The sequence below is a fragment of the Bacillus sp. BPN334 genome, from assembly GCF_008368885.1.
Taxonomy (GTDB): Bacteria; Bacillota; Bacilli; order Bacillales; family Bacillaceae_G; genus Bacillus_A; species Bacillus_A wiedmannii.
Map to the genome: position 1 here is coordinate 209,033 of NZ_QOZW01000013.1, position 18,071 is coordinate 227,103.

Consider the following 18,071-nt stretch of genomic DNA (forward strand, 5'->3'; position numbering starts at 1 on the left):
TACAGAATTTACAATATGGGAAAGTCTACGCAAGACTTTAGTCAGCTGTCCCCTTTAAGGGGGAGTGTCAATAAGAAACTTGAGTTCTACATTTATTCAAACGTATTTGTTTAACTTTAAATAGTGTTATATAAGTAAAAAAGTCCATTTAGATCTTCTAAATGGACTTTTTTAGGTTTCTAGATATGACTACTGATAAATTGATGGTTTTCCAAAATAAAATACGAGCAAACTTCTCATAGATAACTGTGGAGAGATAATAATTTTGTTTTGTGAGTCCTTCAAAATACTGGAAAAATGAAGGTGATGTTATTTATTGCTTAATTTGATGACTCTAGGATACCAGTTTAATTGACCTGATAGCGATGTATCGGTATTCCTAAAAAACTTACCTTTGGCATTAGGTAAGTTTTTTAGGTTGATAATTCTTACAAGTGGATTAGGTTTGTTGTGAATTTTGAATTAAAGGTCTTATCCAAAGTTGAGAAAAATCCACATAACCAAAATATTTCATCTTAATATTCGTTAAATCTGATGAAAAAGGAATTTGACGTGTATCATAATATAAGGGAATCATAATAGAGGATTCTATCAGTTCTTTTTCAAGCTTCTTATTTAATGAAGCCCACTCTTCAAAATGTGTATGCTTGTACTTAGATAGTTGCTTTCTTAGTGATTCATTTGTTTTTAAGACTTTAGCCAATGGTGAATATCTAGCTGTTAAAAAATAATAAAATGATATCTCTTGGTTCATCTCGAATACTTCACCATGAATAAAAAGATCAACTTGTTCATTAAGTTTTTCATCCTTAAGATAGCTTTCAAATGGAACCCATTTAACTTGAAATGGTATAGATCGGTGCCCCTGACATGAGAATACCGATTCAATATGCATTCCATTATCCAACTTAATTACAATCAAACTTTAAAAAATTAAACCTACTAGAGATAGCTAGCCTACACTTTAAAAAACAGATTTCAAAAAATCCCCCTTTTTACATTATGCGTATGAATCAGGGGAAATTGGTGGTACAATACCTGCTGTATTAAATGCAGCAAATGCGCTATATTTACAAAATGAAATTTTTTTTTTGATATTGAAAAAACATATTAATGGTTGATAATTACATAGACGTTATTAAACTTTTAAAGTATTTTTAGAGATTCCGAATGGTGATGCTACTTTAAGCTGTTTAGAAGAAAATCATATTGATTTAGCTATAGTTAATATTATGATGCCTAAATTATTAAATATGCCATTATTCATATTTAATAATAATATAGTCTATTATTTATCTTTATCATTGCTAAACTATAGATGAGTGATTTATACTCATCTATATATTTTTTAACAATAATTTTCTGCAAGTTTAAAATAAGATTACCAGTTTACAAGATCAATAACTATTTTTTTCTTTAATTTTGTTAAAAATAGCTATGAGTTTTAATAGTTTAATGGTAATTACTTAAGAAAGGAAGTTGAAAGTAATGATTGAATTTATAGTAGGGTTAATAGGACAACTTTTTCTTTTAATCCCTTCCAAGAAACAAAAAGTGTTTAAGAAAAAGTATAAAATATTAAAACAACAGCAATGGTTTCAAAAAAAATATAGTTCAGGAATTTTATTTGATAATCAGGTTAAGAATTTTATTGTTAATTATGATATTGATAAAATGATAAAAAGTGATTTGGAAATTGACGTTTTTGAAAAGAAAATTGATGAATTATTATTAAAAAAATGAAATTTAAAATGGTTTGTATGTAGATATATAAGCTAGTTAATTTTTAAAAGTAGATTTTCATAAGATAACATCTGGATATTTAACAACGTTTAATAAAAATAACACTTTAACCCCATATAGCCACCTATGAAATAACATTTCATAAGTGGCTATATGGGGTTAAGTAATCATGCATATCAAAATAAAGGTACTTTTTTCAATTGAAAAGAAATTCAAATAAGGAAAGTGATTATTCAAAATAATGATCTGTTCCATGAAATTAATAAATTTCAAGTTCTAATTGTAGGTCTTCTTAAAATTTTATCATTTTAGTCAATAAGACTCCTTTCTCGAGGAGCGTGAAGGGTCACAGCCTAGTGAGTAGGTGGGAGATGAATTGGCTTCGAACAAGGGATGGCAGGTAGCTATCCCTTGTTCGACATACATAAACCGTTACTTCACCATTTTTTCAATGTTTGTCCGGTGTATAATAGTAGAAATGTAATGGTTTTTGTAAAAAAGAATTGACTTTTAATTTAGTTGTAACTAATATGGTTACATAAGGTGTAACTTATTTAGTTACAACAACTTCCTTTTTTAAGAAAAAAATTTATATATTTAATTAAGGATAGCAGTCTATACGTTGTCGTTCAGTGCAGAAAATTACTACTATATTAACAACTATTCATATTCTTAACGGTAGTATTTTCTGCTTTAGAGCCAAAATGTGCAGTGTTATCTTTTATAAATAATTTTAGTGATCTTTTTTTGGAAGGATTAGTTTTTGGGGAAAATAATAAGGTTGCTAAAAAAAGATGCAATTTTACAAACTAAAAAGCTAGCTAAGAATTTTTAAGTGATAGCTGAACTAGCTAATAAAAATAAAGGTAGGAGATTTAAATGGAGAAAAAACAAGATAACCTTATATATGTATGGGACGCATATTGTGGATGGTGCTATGGTTTTTCAGAAAGTATTAAAGGGTTTTACAAAGAACACACTGAAATGCCGTTAACAGTCTTATGTGGAGGATTATTTTTAGATGATCTACCAATAAAAAATTTTTCATATATAGAAGAGGGAAATAAAAGAATTAATCAACTTACAGGTGCAGAATTTGGTCCTTCCTATCAAAAATTGGTGGAAGAAGGGACTTTTAAAATGAATTCGAAAGATGCTGCAATTGGATTTTCAGCTTTACGTTCATTAGCGCCAGACCGTTTGTTAGAATTCACGTCTGCTATGCAAAAAGCATTTTATTATGATGGACAAAGCCTAAGTGATCCTGAGATATATCGTAAGATTGCAATTGAGCATGGTTTGGACCCTGAACAAGTATTAGAGCGTTTAAATGCGCAAGAAACAATTGTAGATGTCCAAAATGATTTCAATAAGGTTCGACAGCTTGGTGTTAATAGTTATCCTTCTTTACTTTTACAAAAGGATAATCAAATTATTCCTATTGGTGGTGGGGTAATGACGCTAGATAAAATTGAAGCACGTTTTAAAAATTTATATTAAGAAAACTTAAGCTATAGTAGCAAACATGTTAGCTTACGCCAACTGACATACAGTTCCCGAATATTTGCTGGTGCTATTACACTTTCAGGTGAATTGAAAAGGGAGCTTCTGTCGGAATAAGACAAAAATATGGTAACTAATTAATAACTTTAAAAAAGGAGAATAACATTCTATGTTTAAAACAATTGATATAAATCAAAAAGATGTAAAATTGACGGTGTTTAGTTCAGACGAAAATAGTTTTATGGTCACTGCAACCTTAGTTGAGAAAGCAGGACATGCATTTTTAATAAACTCAAAATTTACTCAATCTGATTCGAAAGAAATTGTGGATTATTTGAAAAACAATAACTTATCTCTAGATAAAATCTTTATTATCCATGGAGATCCTGATTACTATTTTGGGTTAGAAAGTATAAAAGCTGCTTATCCAGAAGCTATAGCGTATGCTACAGAGTCTACGGTTGAACATATTGTTCATTCTGTATTAGGGAAATTAAAGGTTTGGAAAGATGCACTTGGAGAAAATGCACCAAGTAATGTGGTATTACCTCAAGTGTTTAAGGAAAAATCTATTGATTTTCAGGGACTAACATTTGAACTAGTAGGCTTAGATCATTACAGAACAAGCTTATTTAACAGAGAACTGAAATTATTAATTGGAGGTATAGATGTATTTAACGAAATCCATCTATTCTTAGCAGATACTAGCTCAAAAGAAGCAATGGAGGCATGGATTGAGAACTTGAAAGTATTACAGGAGTTAAATGCTGACATTATTGTACCGAGCCATGGATCAATCGAAAAATCATTAGATAATCAAGCAGTTCATGCAACTATGAATTATCTAAGAACTGCAATTCAAGCTGCTGAGGAAAGTAAAACTTCAAAAGATTTTGTAGCAAAACTTGAAACAGCATATCCAGGCTATGCAAATAAAGGTGTATTAGAATTAAGTGCAAAAGTTGTAACAAAAGAAATGCCTTGGGGTTAATGCTATGAATAAATATCAAAAACTATTACATGAAACATATGTGTTAACTAGCGAAGGAAAATTAGATGTTTTCAAAACGTATTTAAGTGAAAAAGTATCTTGGACAGAAGCTGCGGGGTTTCCATATGCGGGCACTTATATAGGTCCCGATGAAGTAGTGAAAAACGTACATGAACGTCTTGGAACTGAATGGGATAACTATAGCGCTAAAGATGAAATTTATGCTTTTAATAATAATACTGTTATCGTGTATGGAAAATATAGTGGAATATATAAAATAACAGGGAAATCATTCATAGCAGATTTTTGTCATCTTTATGAGTTTGATGAGAACGATAAGGTTAAGAAGTTTATTCAAATTGTGGACAGTGCAACTGTTAATGAGGTATTAAGTTAGAGTTACTAGTTTCTAACATTCCTCGTATAGGGAGTATTGTTAGGAAAGATGGATTTTCCTAACAATATCTCTTACATCACATTCTGGGTAAGGTTTATCCTTTATCGAGTTTGTTATCGAATATGAATCATAAAATTAGAAGAGGTAGGTATATATGAAATTAGAGAAAAATTTAATAGTAATAATTATTTCTGTGTTTATTTTAGGAATTGTGTCGACTTTGATATTTCAAGCTTCAACTGGTAATACCAAAGGTCATTCAACAAAGAGCGAGAATGTTGCATCAGTATCGAAAGATAATGTGACAGAAAAAGAAAAGAATAAAAAGATGGTAGTTGATTTCTATAATGAAGTTTTTAACAAGCATAATATTGATATTATCCCTAAATATGTAAGTGAAGATTATAAGCAACATAATCCTTTTGTTGCTGATGGACGAAAAGCCTTCATGGATTTCTTTAAGGAGGACTTTGTAAAAAATCCAAATTCCTCTGCAGAGATTAAACGTGTAGTAGCTGAAGGAGATACAGTTGCTCTTCATGTACATTCTCGTGCTAATTCTCAAGATAAGGGAGTTGCTATAGTGGATATTTTTCGTATAAAGGATGGGAAGATTGTTGAACACTGGGATGTAATTCAAGAGATTCCAAATGAGGCAGCTAATAATAATACGATGTTTTAGGTAGAAGATATCCCTAATAATTGTTTAATTGTTAGAGATGTATAGAATCTTGAAATATAGACAAGTTAATTTTAAGCTGAGTAAAAATGAAGGGATGCCCTAGATATAGTACTAGGACATCTCTTTTTGTTTTAACGAGATTTAATTTATTATGATTTGTAGGGTGCTTATTGCATCTATTTGTTTATCATTTAATTTTAATACTGCACCGTTATAAAATTAGATTACCGTATTAGTTTGTAAGAAAGGATGAACGTGGTCCAGCAAGACATGCATCTATACGATCTACTTGGTCTTTTGTAAACATAAACATAGTATCATCATGAACATAGTCCATAAAATTCATAAACATATCTCCATTTGGTCCATTATTACATGAAGTGTGTGGGAATGTCGGTTTTCCGTAATTTGGTTCTCCTTGATTGGGTGTATCATCAACTCTATCTGAACCACTACAAATGTCAGGTAAACGTTGATCGTCACCCCAAATATGATATAGGTTAAACCAATGTCCAATTTCATGCGTAGCTGTTCGTCCTAAATGGTAGGGTACTGTCGCAGTACCTGTAGTGCCAAAATATTTGTATTCTATAACTACACCATCTGTTTTAGTGGAACCGCCTGGAAATTGTGCATAACCTAAGACCTCTTCACCGTCGTTGTCTAAAATTTGAGGACATACCCACAAGTTTAAGTATTTATCAGATGGCCATGCATCTGTTCCACCTTTATTTTTAAATTTGACAGGATTATTCCTCATCAAAAATGATTGATTGGTTGTATGGGAACGAGTGATACCATTTGTTTGATTTCCTTTAGGATCTTTTGTAGCAAGAAAGAATTCTACTCTAGCATCACTTACAGAATCTTTAAATGCAGAAGGTACATTTGCGATATCAGGGTTCGTTGCTCGAAAATCACGATTTAAAACATCAATTTGACTTTGGACTTGTTCATCTGAGATGTTTTGTTCCTCAGTATTCCATACAACATGGACTACTACAGGGATTTTGACAACCGGCCTTTCTGATTCTAAACGCGCACTATTTAGAAATTCGCTTGTGACACGTTCAATTTTCGCACGTGCATTTTTATATTGCTCAGACTCTTCTAGTAATTTTTGATGAAGCTCAATGGTTGCGCATCTACGCAAAGTAGGTGTATTTGTTCTTTCTGATGAGTTAGTTTGATTTGGCATTTTAATTTCTCCTTTAGCTGATATCATGTAAGTTACATTGAATATTTCAAATAATGTTTGATTCGAAAACTATTGTAAAAATGTTTATTGTTTTTTATTCTTAATAAATTCTTCAGTCATTTTTTCGATTTTTTCTCGTTCTTCTCTGTATTCTTTTGATTCTTTCAATAAATTTTCGTGCATACACATAGTTCCACAATTACGCCTGATAGGGGAAGTTTCTTTTGAATCATCTGTTGTATTGTTAAAACTTTCTTCATGGGTAGAGTTTTTCATGAAAATTCCCTCTTTCATTCTAAATTTGTAATTTGAGAAGCAATAAAACCTATATTCATTCGTAAAATATCGAGAGCAAGTGGATAATGGATATGCTCAAGAGTTTCGTTTGCGGTATGGTCATTAGGATTCAAAGAGTCTTCGCCCTCTATTGTTAAAACAGCAGGTATTCCCTTATTAAGAAAAGATACATGGTCACTATCAAATGGATTAAGAGATACCTTAACATCGAGATCCGTATATAAAGATGCTGCATTTTTTAATCCATTAATGAGCTCTTCAGATAACGGTGAACCTTCAATTAATGCTGCTGGTGTCGAAGTGTTTAATTTTCCTATCATGTCCATATTAATAACTGCTCGAACGCGATTTTTATCTGGAGTAGGTAGGTTCTCAACATATTGTTTACTACCTAATAATCCTTGTTCTTCTCCTCCAAAAAGGATAAAGCGCAGATCATGTTGTACGGGAATGTCTTTGAATACACGAGCAATTTCCAAAACTCCTGCACTACCACTGCCATTATCATCGGCTCCAGGAGCATTAGATGAAGGCCCTCCACTATGGTTAACAGAATCAAGATGGGCAGTAATAATTATTAAGTGTTTCTCTTCATCACGATTTGTACCCATTTTATTTGCGATAACATTTTGGCTATCTTCATTATTTACGCGTATTGTTTCGCTACTAGTTGTATATCCCATTTCATTTAATATCTCACGAGTCCACGTTGCGGCTTCTTCATAAAAAGAGCTAGTAGAAAACCTTGTTGGATATGAAACTAAATGTGTTAAATATGATTGGAACTGATTTTCGCTTACTTGATTAACTAGTGATTGTATAGAATTTACAAGTGTAGACTGATTATGAAAACTGCCGGAAATAAGTAATTCGTTTTCAGTATCATTAGTACCACCAGGGACAATAGGTTCACTCATTCTTATAATTTCACCACCTTAATTATATTTTTGCTTAGAAAGCAGTATTTCAAATATAACTTGTGAACGAACTCATACGTTTATACAAGCATTAACTGGTAAATTTACATTTATCATAGTTAATTATTTTTTATATATATGAAGTTAAATGACATTTTTGGATGTAAATACCATTTGGAAGTAGTGTTTAAATCTTAGATAATCCTCAAAAGTTTCAGGGTTAGAGAAATATAAATATCTTATTTTAAAAATGTATTAGACTAAAAAATGAATATTAGATTTTTATAATGTAAAGAACGAGATTTTAAAAAACTACTTAGAATAAAATGAGTGGCTTTAGATTGCTGTTCATGGGTTTTAAAGAAAAAAAGTAATATTCTTCATGATGTATATAAGGAGAAAATGAAGTTATATTTTTGATAAGTAAAAAATAAAGTTTTATGCTGCATTACATATTAATTACATTCAAATCAAACAATAGTATCCGAGGGTCTTTATTTAAATCTAATGAGGTGAAGTTAATGAGTCATAGAAATTCATTTGTGAATGGACAAAATGCAATATCTTTAATTCCTTTCCAAGTATTAGAAATGGCTTCAAGTGTAGCTGAAATACCTAGTGGAGTAAAACTGATACATGCTCCATCAGTATGGGAGAAAAGTGAACAAGGAAAGGACATAGTTATTGCGGTTTTAGATAAAGGTTGAAATACTGAACATATTGATTTAAAAGATCGTATTATTGGGGTAGCTCCATTAGCCAAATTACTAATTTTAAAAGTGTTTGATGGAAAGGGAAAATCATCAAATGAATGGATTACAGCTGGAATCATTAATGCAATAAACTGGAGAGGCTCTAAGGGAGAGAAGGTTAGAATCATTTCTATGTCCCTAAGTGGAAAAAAAGATGCCTATTGCTTACATGAAGCGATAAAGTTAGCAGTAAAATAACATACTTGTTGTATGCTCGGCTGGAAATGATGGGGACTGTAGAGAAGAAACAAATGAACTGAGCTATCCAGGGGCCTATCAAGAAATAGTAGAGGTTGGTTCAGTAGATATAAATAAAAAAATTGCGTGTAAAAGTAATTCTAATAATCATTTAGATTTAGTGGCACCAGGTGAAGAGAATTGGTCAACTGATAGAGATGGCGGATATGCTAAATTGAGTGGTACTTCAATGGCAACCCCACATGTTTCAAGAGCAGCTGCATTAATTATTAAACAAAGTGAAAAAGAATTTAAAAGAATATTATCAGAAAGTGAAATTTATGCCCAATTGATAAAAAGAACTACTAATATTGGATATTCTCTATTTTTGGTAGTAAATGGAATGATGGACTTATCAAGAGAGTGTTAAGTGAAATGTAACAGTGAAATCGTAGTAAAAACTCTACTATAGGCAAGAAGAGTTTTTTAGTGAGTCTATAGCGTTCTGGGGGATTAGTATTTTTATCATTAATAACAATAAATAATCATATATAAATATAATGTATTTATGTTATTATATTTATATTGGAAAATAAAGTATATTTTTGTTCGCAAAAATAATTAGGATAAGAAGGGGAAATAGCATGAAAATGAAAAAAATGATTTTAACAGGTGCAGTACTTGCAGCAACAACTTTAACAAATGTACAGGCAGATACAACATTTAAAGATGTTCCTACTGATCATTGGTCATATAAAGCAATTATGGATCTAAAAGAGAAAAATATCGTAGCTGGTTATGGAAATGGCATTTTTGGTTTCGGCGATAGTATTACACGTGGTCAAGTTGCTAGATTGCTTTATGTATACTTGAAACCAGTAGATGTAGATGCTAAATTTCAAAACCCATTTACGGATATAAAAGGTTCTATGTTCGAAAAAGAAATCTTAGCAATCACAAAAGCAGGGATTATGAGTGGATATGGTAATGGAAAGTTTGGACCAAATGAGGTCTTAACTCGTGAACAATTAGCAGCTGTTCTAACACAAGTATTTGATTTAAAAGGAACAACTGTCACCACTTTTAAAGATGTTGACAAGAATTATTGGGCTACGAAGGCAATTAGTGCAGTGCAGGAGAGTAAAATTGCTGCTGGTACAGGAAGTAACTTATTCGAGCCAAAAAGAGTTGTAACACGTGAGCAATATGCACAGTTTCTATACAATGGAATTAAAAGTGTGAACAAACCAGAGACAAAACCAGAGACAAAACCAGAAACAAAGCCAGAGACAAAACCAGGAGTAACGCCAATAGGTATTCCCAATGCGTTAGTGACAGATGATTTTTTCTTTGATAGATATTCAATTGAAATTTCACCTGTAAGAGAGCAATCTATTTCTAAGCAAGGTCAAAATCTTATTACTGAAGTAAATAAGAAATATAATGCGAATTTCAGATATAGATACGTTGCATCAGAAATTGATCTATATACTCCTAATTTGCCAAGAATGATTGATTCTCATGGTTCATTTTCGTTTGTTGGGAAGGATAAAGATAATTTCTATTTCGTGTTTGTCGTTGACAAATCAACTGTTGAGCTAGCGGAAAACTGGATGCATATGATAAATCCGAATTTCACACTTGATAAAGAGATTGATAAATTAGTAAATCCAAATCCAGAATTAAAAAAAGAAATTGATAGTTTTATAAAAAATAATAAGGATTATATCAATCGTTTTGAAAAAGATAATCATAGCGTTGAATTAAATGTAAGTCCTCTAGAGTGGGTGAGCCCTGGAGAGTCTGTAGTTACTCTACATCCAGATTACTATGTATTAGGAATTTCTGTACAAGGAAAGTAATATTTAAGTAGTGTATAGATTTTCGTACAGTAAAGTATAGACAATATTAGAGCTTAGAGATTTTTTGAAAAAGACCGACTGTGATATTATCCCCTTTAGGTGGACAGTGTAAAAAAGACCATGTAAACACATGGATGTTACACTATTAACTGGAGGGGATTTTTCATGACTAAAAAAGATCGATATTTAATACCTATTTAGAAGAATTAAAGTTATCAGCTGTTTAAAGTTATTTAAACGGAGAAGGAAGTTACAATATGATAAAGGAAAAATATCATATTAGAAGTTCTACCCAGCTTAAAAATTGGGTCAAAAAATAAAAAGAATGTGGTGAGATTTCAGATACTCACAGGAAAAATGGGGGAATAAAAGGTATACTAAACGTTCTAAAAGGAAAACGTGTTTATTTTAGGACGATTGAAGAGGAACGTGACTACTATAAGGCAAAGGTTGAATATTTAAAACAGCAGTATCCAAATCTCTAAATGAAGGCGTACTAAAATATAAAGAGAGATATCATATCATTGAATCATTAAAGACAAAATATCCAGTTATATGGCTTACGAAATTTGCGGGTGTACATCGTTCAAGTTACTATAAGTATTCATACCAAAGGTATGAAAAACATGCGACTAGAATCAAAGGAATGATTAATAAAGGTACTACGATTGATTCACGTAAAGCACAAAGAATATGGTTATCCACGTATGAAAATCGCGTTACAGGAAGAGGGCTATTTTATAAATCAAAAAATTATAGCGCTTAATGAGTGAGCTTACTGAAAAAGAGTATGATCAATATAACTAAATATTAAATTATAAAAATATAAAAATTTTTTCGCTAAATAGAATTGATAGCATATACAAAGTGGAGCAATATAAAAAGGGAAGAAAACATCCTTCCCTTTGCATTAGTATCTATTCTGTGTACATTAAAATAGGATATCAACCACCGTGATCTCCATGTTCCATCATCATAATAACAGGTGTAACAGATTTATTGTTACCCTTGTCAGAGGAAATACCTGTTGTCAAAGTTAAGGCTGTTAAAACGCCCATCAATCCTAATACTAGTTTTTTCATTTTAAGGACTCCCTTTCTTTGATTTTTTGTCGTGTTTTCGTGGCCAGATAGAAGTATTCACTTGATTTAATATGGTTTCTTTCTTCATAGAATTTAACAGCCAAATACTCTTGGCTATCTTCCACATACTCATATAGTGATTCGCTTTCAAAGTAAGATATTCCTTCAAGTGCAGTCTTTTCTAAATCTTCTCCAGATACATTTGAGATGAGGCAGTTTAAAATAGAGAATAGATGGATATACTCTGTATTGCCTAATTCGAGGCATATGCTATAACCTTTATCGACTAAATCCTTCGCAATATCAAGTTCATTCAATTTATAATGTTCTCTAGCTTTTAAGAAGATTGCCTTGTGATGTTTAGGATTATGGTTTATTACTTCTGAAAGATATCTAATCGCCAAAGGAGAGAGGTTTTGACTAGAGTACATATACCCTAGGTTATGTCTAACCATAAGAATATATTTTTCCTCATCAAGCTTTTGAAATATATCCATAGCTTTGATAAGGTGTTCTTCTGATAATGCCCATTCTTTTAATTTTGTACATGCAGTTCCAAGAAGATTCTCACAGAACCCGACGTTACGTTCATAGTTCTCGTGTTGTTCAAAAATCTCTTTTGCTTTGGCCGTATATTTAACTGAGTTAAGTGATTCATAAATATCATAATGAAAAGCACCTAATTTATAGTAAAACTCCGCCTTTTCAATCTCGTCGGGTACTAATTTAAGAAGAGATTCTGCTTTGTCAAAGTGTTCTTTTGCGATTGCATAGTTACCAATACCCGAAGTATGTATTGCTTTAAAGAAATGATAGTAGTAAGTTAAAAAGTTGTTTGTTGGAATCTCAAATGCTTCAACCTTATCAAAGCTACTTGCAGAGACACCTAAGTTGTCTACAATGTATTGGAAGCGGAAGTCTAAAAGGGAGTAATATAATTGTAGATTCTGATCTTCTTCTATATCGTTAATCTTTTTATCAATCTCTTCTTTCAGCCTATGCGCTTGACCAATTCTTCTTGCACGGATTTCTATATACCATTCATTTAAAAGCTGTGTAATCTTATCGTTCCCCTTAACTGAAACGTTCATAGTATCCTCCTCATCATATATATATGATATATCTTAATAAATATCATAACAGAAATTAGATAAGACTAAATCCATCATATACCATTTCTCAATAAAGGTCAGAAAATTCAGTCAATTTATGATAGCAGCCCTTATTATATATGTTTTGAGGGCTACCGTAAAATGACGATTACTAGACTCAAAAAAAGTATAGCACAAAAAAGAAGACTTACATAATTTTAAACAATAGATAATATTTCACTTCTTATGCTGAAACGAAGGGATATTCTCTCTTTTCGTCAGTGTTTGAACCAATAATTATAATGTCTTAATTCCTTTAGCAAGGCTTGTAAAATTCCAAAAGTTCAACTGGAATATTATTTTTGTATGCTATACATGCTTTTGTATCACCAGGCTGAATGGTTTTTCTGTCAATTAACAAAAGCGCAGCAAACGTGTTTGCTTCTATCTCTAATTTATCAACGGAAAAGAATGTATTCTTACGCAGAAAAGGTGTATTTGCATGAGTATGTAGAACTGCATGTCCTAATTCATGAGCACAAACAGTTTTCTGCATGGATGGAGACAAATGAGTATTAATGACAATGAAACGATTTCTTTTTTCATATTTATAAAAACCATTTATTTCTTCATGTAAATCCCATGTTAGTACATGTATTTTTAAGTAGTCTGCAAGCTCATAGGGGTTTGTCGTGTTGTATTTGTTGCTAAGTTGTTGGACTAGATCTCTAATGACGAATTTCAATGTATTCCCTCCTAAGCTCGCATCATTTATCGTCTGGATTACGATATTTCTTAGGCACGTATTTTTTATTGATTACTTTCGTTTGTTTTACAATGTACTCCATTGCATCTAATAGTGATTCTACAGCTTCTTGACTCATAGGTTCACCAGAGAACATTAAGCCATCTTCTCCTTGAAGGTCTTTTTTTATTTCTTCCATTCTTTTTGCTATGTCTTTATCATCTTTTGGCGTTAATTGCTTCTTAGTTTCATCCGTAACAGCTCGTCCTAGTAAATAGTCAGCTGAAACTGAAAAACAATCCGCTAATTTAGTTAGAACATCATGTGGAGGGAATCTTTCTTCTGATTCGTAGTAGCCTATCATTCTTTGGGATACTCCAATTTTTTCAGCTAGTTGTTTTTGTGTTAAATTTTCTTTTTTTCGTAAGGATTTTATTCTAACTCCTATCACATTGTTCACCTCTCTAATTGAACTAATTGTTCTCTTTAGATTCATTATAGCACAAATAGTTCCTTTTTGTGTTGACAAAGAACAATTAGATCTTTAATCTGTATTTAGAACTAATTGTTCTTATGGAGGTGGATTAATGGGTAACAAAATGTACGATTCGGAAAAGAAGTTATATAAAGAACTTGCTAGTTATTTTGGGGTTACGGAACGATATATTCGAATGATTGATCAAAAAGAAAGAACCCCTTCAATGAAAACTGCTAAAAAGATTGCACAGTTTTTTGATATGAGTGTAGATGATATTTTTTTAATAATAAATCGAACTTTAAGTTCTTTTAACCTCGTGTTGGTGTGAAAAGGGTGGAAAATAGATCTCGTTATGAGAAAGTTAAAGGTAGTGAGTACCGAACTTTGAAAGTAGGTATTTGTTCTTAATAATAATGGAGGGGTAGATATTATGGGGATTTGTAGAGTTAAAAAGGATCATAATTATTCCGTCATAAATAATACAGGGTTAAAAGATAAAAGGCTTTCTTGGAAGGCGAAGGGGATATTAGCATACATACTTACACTTCCAGATGATTGGGTGTTTTATAGAGAGGAATTATCTCAACATGCAAAAGATGGTATTAATAGCTTAAGAGCTGGAATGAAGGAATTAAAAGAGTATGGATACATTAAAAGATTTCCGATAAGAGATGAAAAAAATAAAATTGTAAGATGGGAGACAATTATTTACGAAATCCCAGTGGATGATTTTCCATCAGTGGAAAACCTACCTGCTGAAAATCCTGTTGATGGGAATCTACTGGTGGAAAATCGCAAGCTACTAAATACTGATTTAAAAAGTACTAAAAAACTAAACACTGATACACAAAATAAGGATCATCATCATGATAATAAGGAAAAATCACTCCCACAAAGATTGATAAATGAAGATTTCAAAATAAGTTATAAATTTTTGCTGATGAATGGAATATTGTTAAGTGAAATAGCTATTGTAGAGCTCGGTGAATTTTGCGAAGCATTAGGCAGTGAACTAATTTTGGAAGCAGTAAAGAGATCAATTGATGAGAATATACCAAAGTGGAGGTATGTACGTGGAATTCTTAAAAACTGGGAAAGTCAAAAAGTAAAAACACTTAATGATGTAGTTGTGTTAGATTCACAGTTTGATTTTTGTAAGAATAAAAAACAATTTGGATCAGGTTTTACCAGACGAAATGAAATGGTACCAGAATGGCTACATCAAAAAGAAGATGAAGATTTAGGAAAGCAATCTAGACAAAATAATGAGTTAACTATTGAAGAAGATCGAGAGAGATTAAAAGATTTATTAAGAAAATATAAATTATGATAAATATCTATATATTATATTTAATTGATTATAAAGATTAGTTTACCTTTGGTGATATCAATAAAACCAGGATGTAAATAAAGAAAAGTAGGTGGATTATTAGATGCTAGGCTGGCTGAAAGATTATCAGAAACTAGAAGAAGAAATTACGTATATAGAATATAACTTAGATAAATCAAAAGCGGAATTAAAGCGATGGACTAGTGGGGACTTGCAATATGTCCGATTAACTACTGAATCAGATGGTACTAAGGTAGAAGGTCGTATTGAAGCTATTGAATATGAATTAGGACATAAGATGAATGAAATGTACGATTTAAAGATTTTAATTAATAAGTTTACAGGATTAGATCATCAAATAATCAAAATGAAGTATGGAGATGGAATGACTTTAGAACAAATAGCGTTTGACTTGCATTATAGTACAGGCTATATCCGACGAAAACATGCTGAAATAAGAAAGATTGTCAAGTTTTTAGAGGGGTTTTAATGTTACCTTTTTGTAGGCTACATGCAGTGTACAGAAAGTATTGAAAAAGTGATTTATAGTAGTAATATAAGATTTCGACGAAAGAGCAACTATTTTATGGTTGCTCTTTTTGTTGTGAAAGAAGGTGAGCAACATGAAGTAATTTTATAGATTAATAGGTATTTGACTGATAGTCATATTTCGTAAAGTAGTAGTATTTTAGACAAAAATAATAGGGAAATAAGGAGATGTTTAATAATGAATATATTAGCTGCTTCAGCTAAAACAAAGAATTTGCCACAACAAGTGTTACGTTGGCAATCGATGGTAGAAAGTGAATGTTCTGCACAAGGTGTTTCTGAGTTGGTTCCTTACGTACTTGGAATTATTATGGTGGAAAGTGGAGGGAACTCTGAAACAACACCTGATATTATGCAGTCAAGTGAATCACAAGGCTGGTCAATGAATACAATTAAAAATCCTAAAGATTCAATTTATTATGGAGTAAAGCATTTAAAAGGAGCTTTTGATGATGCGAAAAAAAATGGTATTACAGATTTAAGTGCCATTGTTCAATCATATAATTTTGGACGAGCTTACCTTCGCTGGTTAGCTTCTAACAATAAACAACATTCATTACCGGTAGCGGATCTGTACTCTAAAACGGTTGTTGCGCCATCACTTGGAAATACAACAGGTGCCATGGTTCGATATAGTAACCCGATTGCTGTAGCCTACAATGGTGGTTACCGATATAAAAATGGAGGGAATTTCTTCTACGCTGAAATTGTTAAACAATATGTAGATTTTAATGCAGGCGGTGTTCCACAACCAGAGGGGATTGGGATGGCAAGATCAATATACTGGGAAGGATACGGCATTAATTACTACGATGGACCACACGGTAAATATATTGCGGACTTTACGACAGCAGCAGAAGTATTATACTGGGATGCGTACTGGGGAGAAGATAATGATGTTTGGTTAGATTTAGGTAGAAGCCGTTGGGTAAAAGCAGAGCATTATTATTGGAGACCCTTCAAAGCAATATCAAAATTTCCAGAAGGATATGAAGTAAGCTATTGTGATGGAATTGACGGCGCATACAAAGGCAGTATTAACTCAAAAGAACCTCTTACAGTATTCTTCCGTAAAGATGGCTGGATTGATATTGGTGGGAATCGTTGGACACCAGAGAAACACTTTGACATTGTAGATATTCGATAAAAAACGGCTCTGTTAAGAGTTGTTTTTTATCTTTAAACGGTGTTTTAGGTAAGAAGAGTTAGCTATATAGAATAATAGCTTTCGATATTTTTGGCTAATTTCAGTGACATTTAACTTATGGTTACAAGATGGAAATTTTAATAGTAGATAACAATAGGGAAATGTTCTGTCTTGTTCATTTTGAGGTTGGAAAACCTACAATATATTTAAAAATAATAAATATAGACAATATAGAAATAGAAAGGAAGATTTATATGGCAACATTTATTTATCCAACAGATACAACGAGAGTAACAAGTGGTTTTAGGGGTGACAGACCAGATCATCATGGGATAGACCTTGCACAAGCAGGTTATCATCCAATTTATGCAGCAGCTGGCGGGCAAGTTAGTCGTTCGTATTTTTCAACTAGTTACGGCGAGTGTATTATGATTGTCCATAATATTAATGGGATTACATGGGAAACCGTATACGCTCATATGCGAAGTGGCTCCCGTACAGTTAAACAAGGTGATTATGTTACACAAGGACAAACAATCGGGGTTATGGGAGAAACAGGAGAAGCCTATGGTCAGCATTTACATTTTGAAATGCATAAAGGCGGCTGGAATATGAATAAGAGTAATGCTGTGAATCCGTTAGACTACTTAGGAAAAGGTGGTGTTGTTGGTACACCGCAACCAGAGGGGATTGGGATGGCAAGATCAATATACTGGGAAGGATACGGCATTAATTACTACGATGGACCACACGGTAAATATATTGCGGACTTTACGACAGCAGCAGAAGTATTATACTGGGATGCGTACTGGGGAGAAGATAATGATGTTTGGTTAGATTTAGGTAGAAGCCGTTGGGTAAAAGCAGAGCATTATTATTGGAGACCCTTCAAAGCAATATCAAAATTCCCAGAAGGATATGAAGTAAGCTATTGTGATGGAATTGACGGCGCATACAAAGGCAGTATTAACTCAAAAGAACCTCTTACAGTATTCTTCCGTAAAGAAGGCTGGATTGATATTGGTGGGAATCGTTGGACACCAGAGAAACATTTTGACATTGTAGATATTCGATAAAAACAACTCTGTTAAGAGTTGTTTTTTTATTCTTAAATTTTTATAGGGGAAAGA

At 32.1% G+C, this 18,071-nt stretch carries 17 protein-coding genes and 4 pseudogenes; 13 read left to right on the forward strand and 8 right to left on the reverse strand.

Annotation, left to right across the window (positions count from 1 at the left end; genetic code table 11):
- Positions 1-439: 439 nt before the first annotated feature.
- Positions 440-856: pseudogene (locus tag DN393_RS21410) on the reverse strand (ABC transporter substrate-binding protein); the annotation flags it as partial.
- On the opposite strand from DN393_RS21410, the pseudogene DN393_RS32100 reads away from it, so the two are divergent.
- The 6 genes and pseudogenes from DN393_RS32100 to DN393_RS21440 form a co-directional block, all read left to right on the forward strand.
- Positions 856-1,108, forward strand: a pseudogene (locus DN393_RS32100) (1-deoxy-D-xylulose-5-phosphate reductoisomerase); the annotation flags it as partial. The pseudogenes DN393_RS21410 and DN393_RS32100 overlap by 1 nt on opposite strands.
- Positions 1,109-1,488: 380 nt before the next feature.
- Complete coding sequence (locus tag DN393_RS21420) at positions 1,489-1,743, forward strand: hypothetical protein (protein WP_088047561.1); 255 nt, start codon at positions 1,489-1,491, stop codon at positions 1,741-1,743.
- A gap of 879 nt (positions 1,744-2,622) precedes the next feature.
- Positions 2,623-3,243: a DsbA family protein gene (locus tag DN393_RS21425; RefSeq protein WP_149173877.1), complete on the forward strand. Its 621-nt coding sequence runs from the start codon at positions 2,623-2,625 to the stop codon at positions 3,241-3,243.
- A gap of 172 nt (positions 3,244-3,415) precedes the next feature.
- Complete coding sequence (locus DN393_RS21430; protein ID WP_149173878.1) at positions 3,416-4,237, forward strand: MBL fold metallo-hydrolase; 822 nt, start codon at positions 3,416-3,418, stop codon at positions 4,235-4,237.
- Between the two features lie 4 nt (positions 4,238-4,241).
- The gene (locus tag DN393_RS21435; RefSeq protein ID WP_088047559.1) at positions 4,242-4,634 is read left to right on the forward strand and encodes a nuclear transport factor 2 family protein; all 393 of its coding nucleotides are present in this window, start codon (positions 4,242-4,244) and stop codon (positions 4,632-4,634) included.
- A gap of 154 nt (positions 4,635-4,788) precedes the next feature.
- Positions 4,789-5,316 carry a nuclear transport factor 2 family protein gene (locus tag DN393_RS21440; protein ID WP_149173879.1) on the forward strand — a complete coding sequence of 176 codons (528 nt, stop codon included), beginning with the start codon at positions 4,789-4,791 and terminating at the stop codon, positions 5,314-5,316.
- A 232-nt stretch (positions 5,317-5,548) separates the two neighbouring features.
- Here DN393_RS21440 and DN393_RS21445 read toward each other — a convergent pair whose 3' ends face one another.
- The 3 genes from DN393_RS21445 to DN393_RS21455 all read right to left on the reverse strand — a co-directional run bounded on the left by DN393_RS21445 (position 5,549) and on the right by DN393_RS21455 (position 7,728).
- Positions 5,549-6,514 (reverse strand): zinc metalloprotease, encoded by a 966-nt coding sequence (locus DN393_RS21445; RefSeq protein WP_149173880.1) that lies wholly within the window; start codon positions 6,512-6,514, stop codon positions 5,549-5,551.
- An 84-nt stretch (positions 6,515-6,598) separates the two neighbouring features.
- On the reverse strand, positions 6,599-6,790 hold the full coding sequence (locus DN393_RS21450; protein ID WP_098650555.1) for a hypothetical protein: 192 nt from the start codon (positions 6,788-6,790) through the stop codon (positions 6,599-6,601).
- Positions 6,791-6,804: 14 nt separating this feature from the next.
- Positions 6,805-7,728, reverse strand: a complete 924-nt coding sequence (locus DN393_RS21455; RefSeq protein WP_149173881.1) for a M28 family metallopeptidase — start codon at positions 7,726-7,728, stop codon at positions 6,805-6,807.
- Positions 7,729-8,249: 521 nt separating this feature from the next.
- On the opposite strand from DN393_RS21455, the pseudogene DN393_RS21460 reads away from it, so the two are divergent.
- Positions 8,250-9,087, forward strand: a pseudogene (locus DN393_RS21460) (S8 family serine peptidase).
- 214 nt (positions 9,088-9,301) lie between these two features.
- Positions 9,302-10,519 (forward strand): S-layer homology domain-containing protein, encoded by a 1,218-nt coding sequence (locus tag DN393_RS21465; RefSeq protein WP_149173882.1) that lies wholly within the window; start codon positions 9,302-9,304, stop codon positions 10,517-10,519.
- A gap of 944 nt (positions 10,520-11,463) precedes the next feature.
- On the opposite strand, the gene DN393_RS31655 is transcribed toward DN393_RS21465, so the two are convergent.
- The 4 genes from DN393_RS31655 to DN393_RS21485 form a co-directional block, all read right to left on the reverse strand.
- Complete coding sequence (locus DN393_RS31655; RefSeq protein WP_167519267.1) at positions 11,464-11,601, reverse strand: hypothetical protein; 138 nt, start codon at positions 11,599-11,601, stop codon at positions 11,464-11,466.
- Entirely contained in the window at positions 11,598-12,692 is a 1,095-nt protein-coding gene (locus DN393_RS21475) for a Rap family tetratricopeptide repeat protein (protein WP_149173883.1), read from the reverse strand. The genes DN393_RS31655 and DN393_RS21475 overlap by 4 nt, the downstream gene beginning before the upstream one ends.
- A gap of 316 nt (positions 12,693-13,008) precedes the next feature.
- Positions 13,009-13,437, reverse strand: a complete 429-nt coding sequence (locus DN393_RS21480; RefSeq protein ID WP_149173884.1) for an ImmA/IrrE family metallo-endopeptidase — start codon at positions 13,435-13,437, stop codon at positions 13,009-13,011.
- 22 nt (positions 13,438-13,459) lie between these two features.
- Positions 13,460-13,888, reverse strand: a complete 429-nt coding sequence (locus DN393_RS21485) for a helix-turn-helix domain-containing protein (protein WP_149173885.1) — start codon at positions 13,886-13,888, stop codon at positions 13,460-13,462.
- A 136-nt stretch (positions 13,889-14,024) separates the two neighbouring features.
- Here DN393_RS21485 and DN393_RS21490 point away from each other — a divergent pair.
- From DN393_RS21490 to DN393_RS21510, 5 genes and pseudogenes are all read left to right on the forward strand, one after another.
- Positions 14,025-14,259: pseudogene (locus DN393_RS21490) on the forward strand (helix-turn-helix transcriptional regulator).
- 86 nt (positions 14,260-14,345) lie between these two features.
- On the forward strand, positions 14,346-15,245 hold the full coding sequence (locus tag DN393_RS21495) for a DnaD domain protein (protein ID WP_149173886.1): 900 nt from the start codon (positions 14,346-14,348) through the stop codon (positions 15,243-15,245).
- A gap of 103 nt (positions 15,246-15,348) precedes the next feature.
- Positions 15,349-15,735 (forward strand): hypothetical protein, encoded by a 387-nt coding sequence (locus DN393_RS21500; RefSeq protein WP_149173887.1) that lies wholly within the window; start codon positions 15,349-15,351, stop codon positions 15,733-15,735.
- Positions 15,736-15,972: 237 nt separating this feature from the next.
- Complete coding sequence (locus tag DN393_RS21505) at positions 15,973-16,941, forward strand: lysozyme family protein (RefSeq protein WP_149173888.1); 969 nt, start codon at positions 15,973-15,975, stop codon at positions 16,939-16,941.
- Between the two features lie 254 nt (positions 16,942-17,195).
- Entirely contained in the window at positions 17,196-18,017 is an 822-nt protein-coding gene (locus tag DN393_RS21510; RefSeq protein ID WP_149173889.1) for a M23 family metallopeptidase, read from the forward strand.
- The last annotated feature ends 54 nt before the right edge of the window (positions 18,018-18,071 follow it).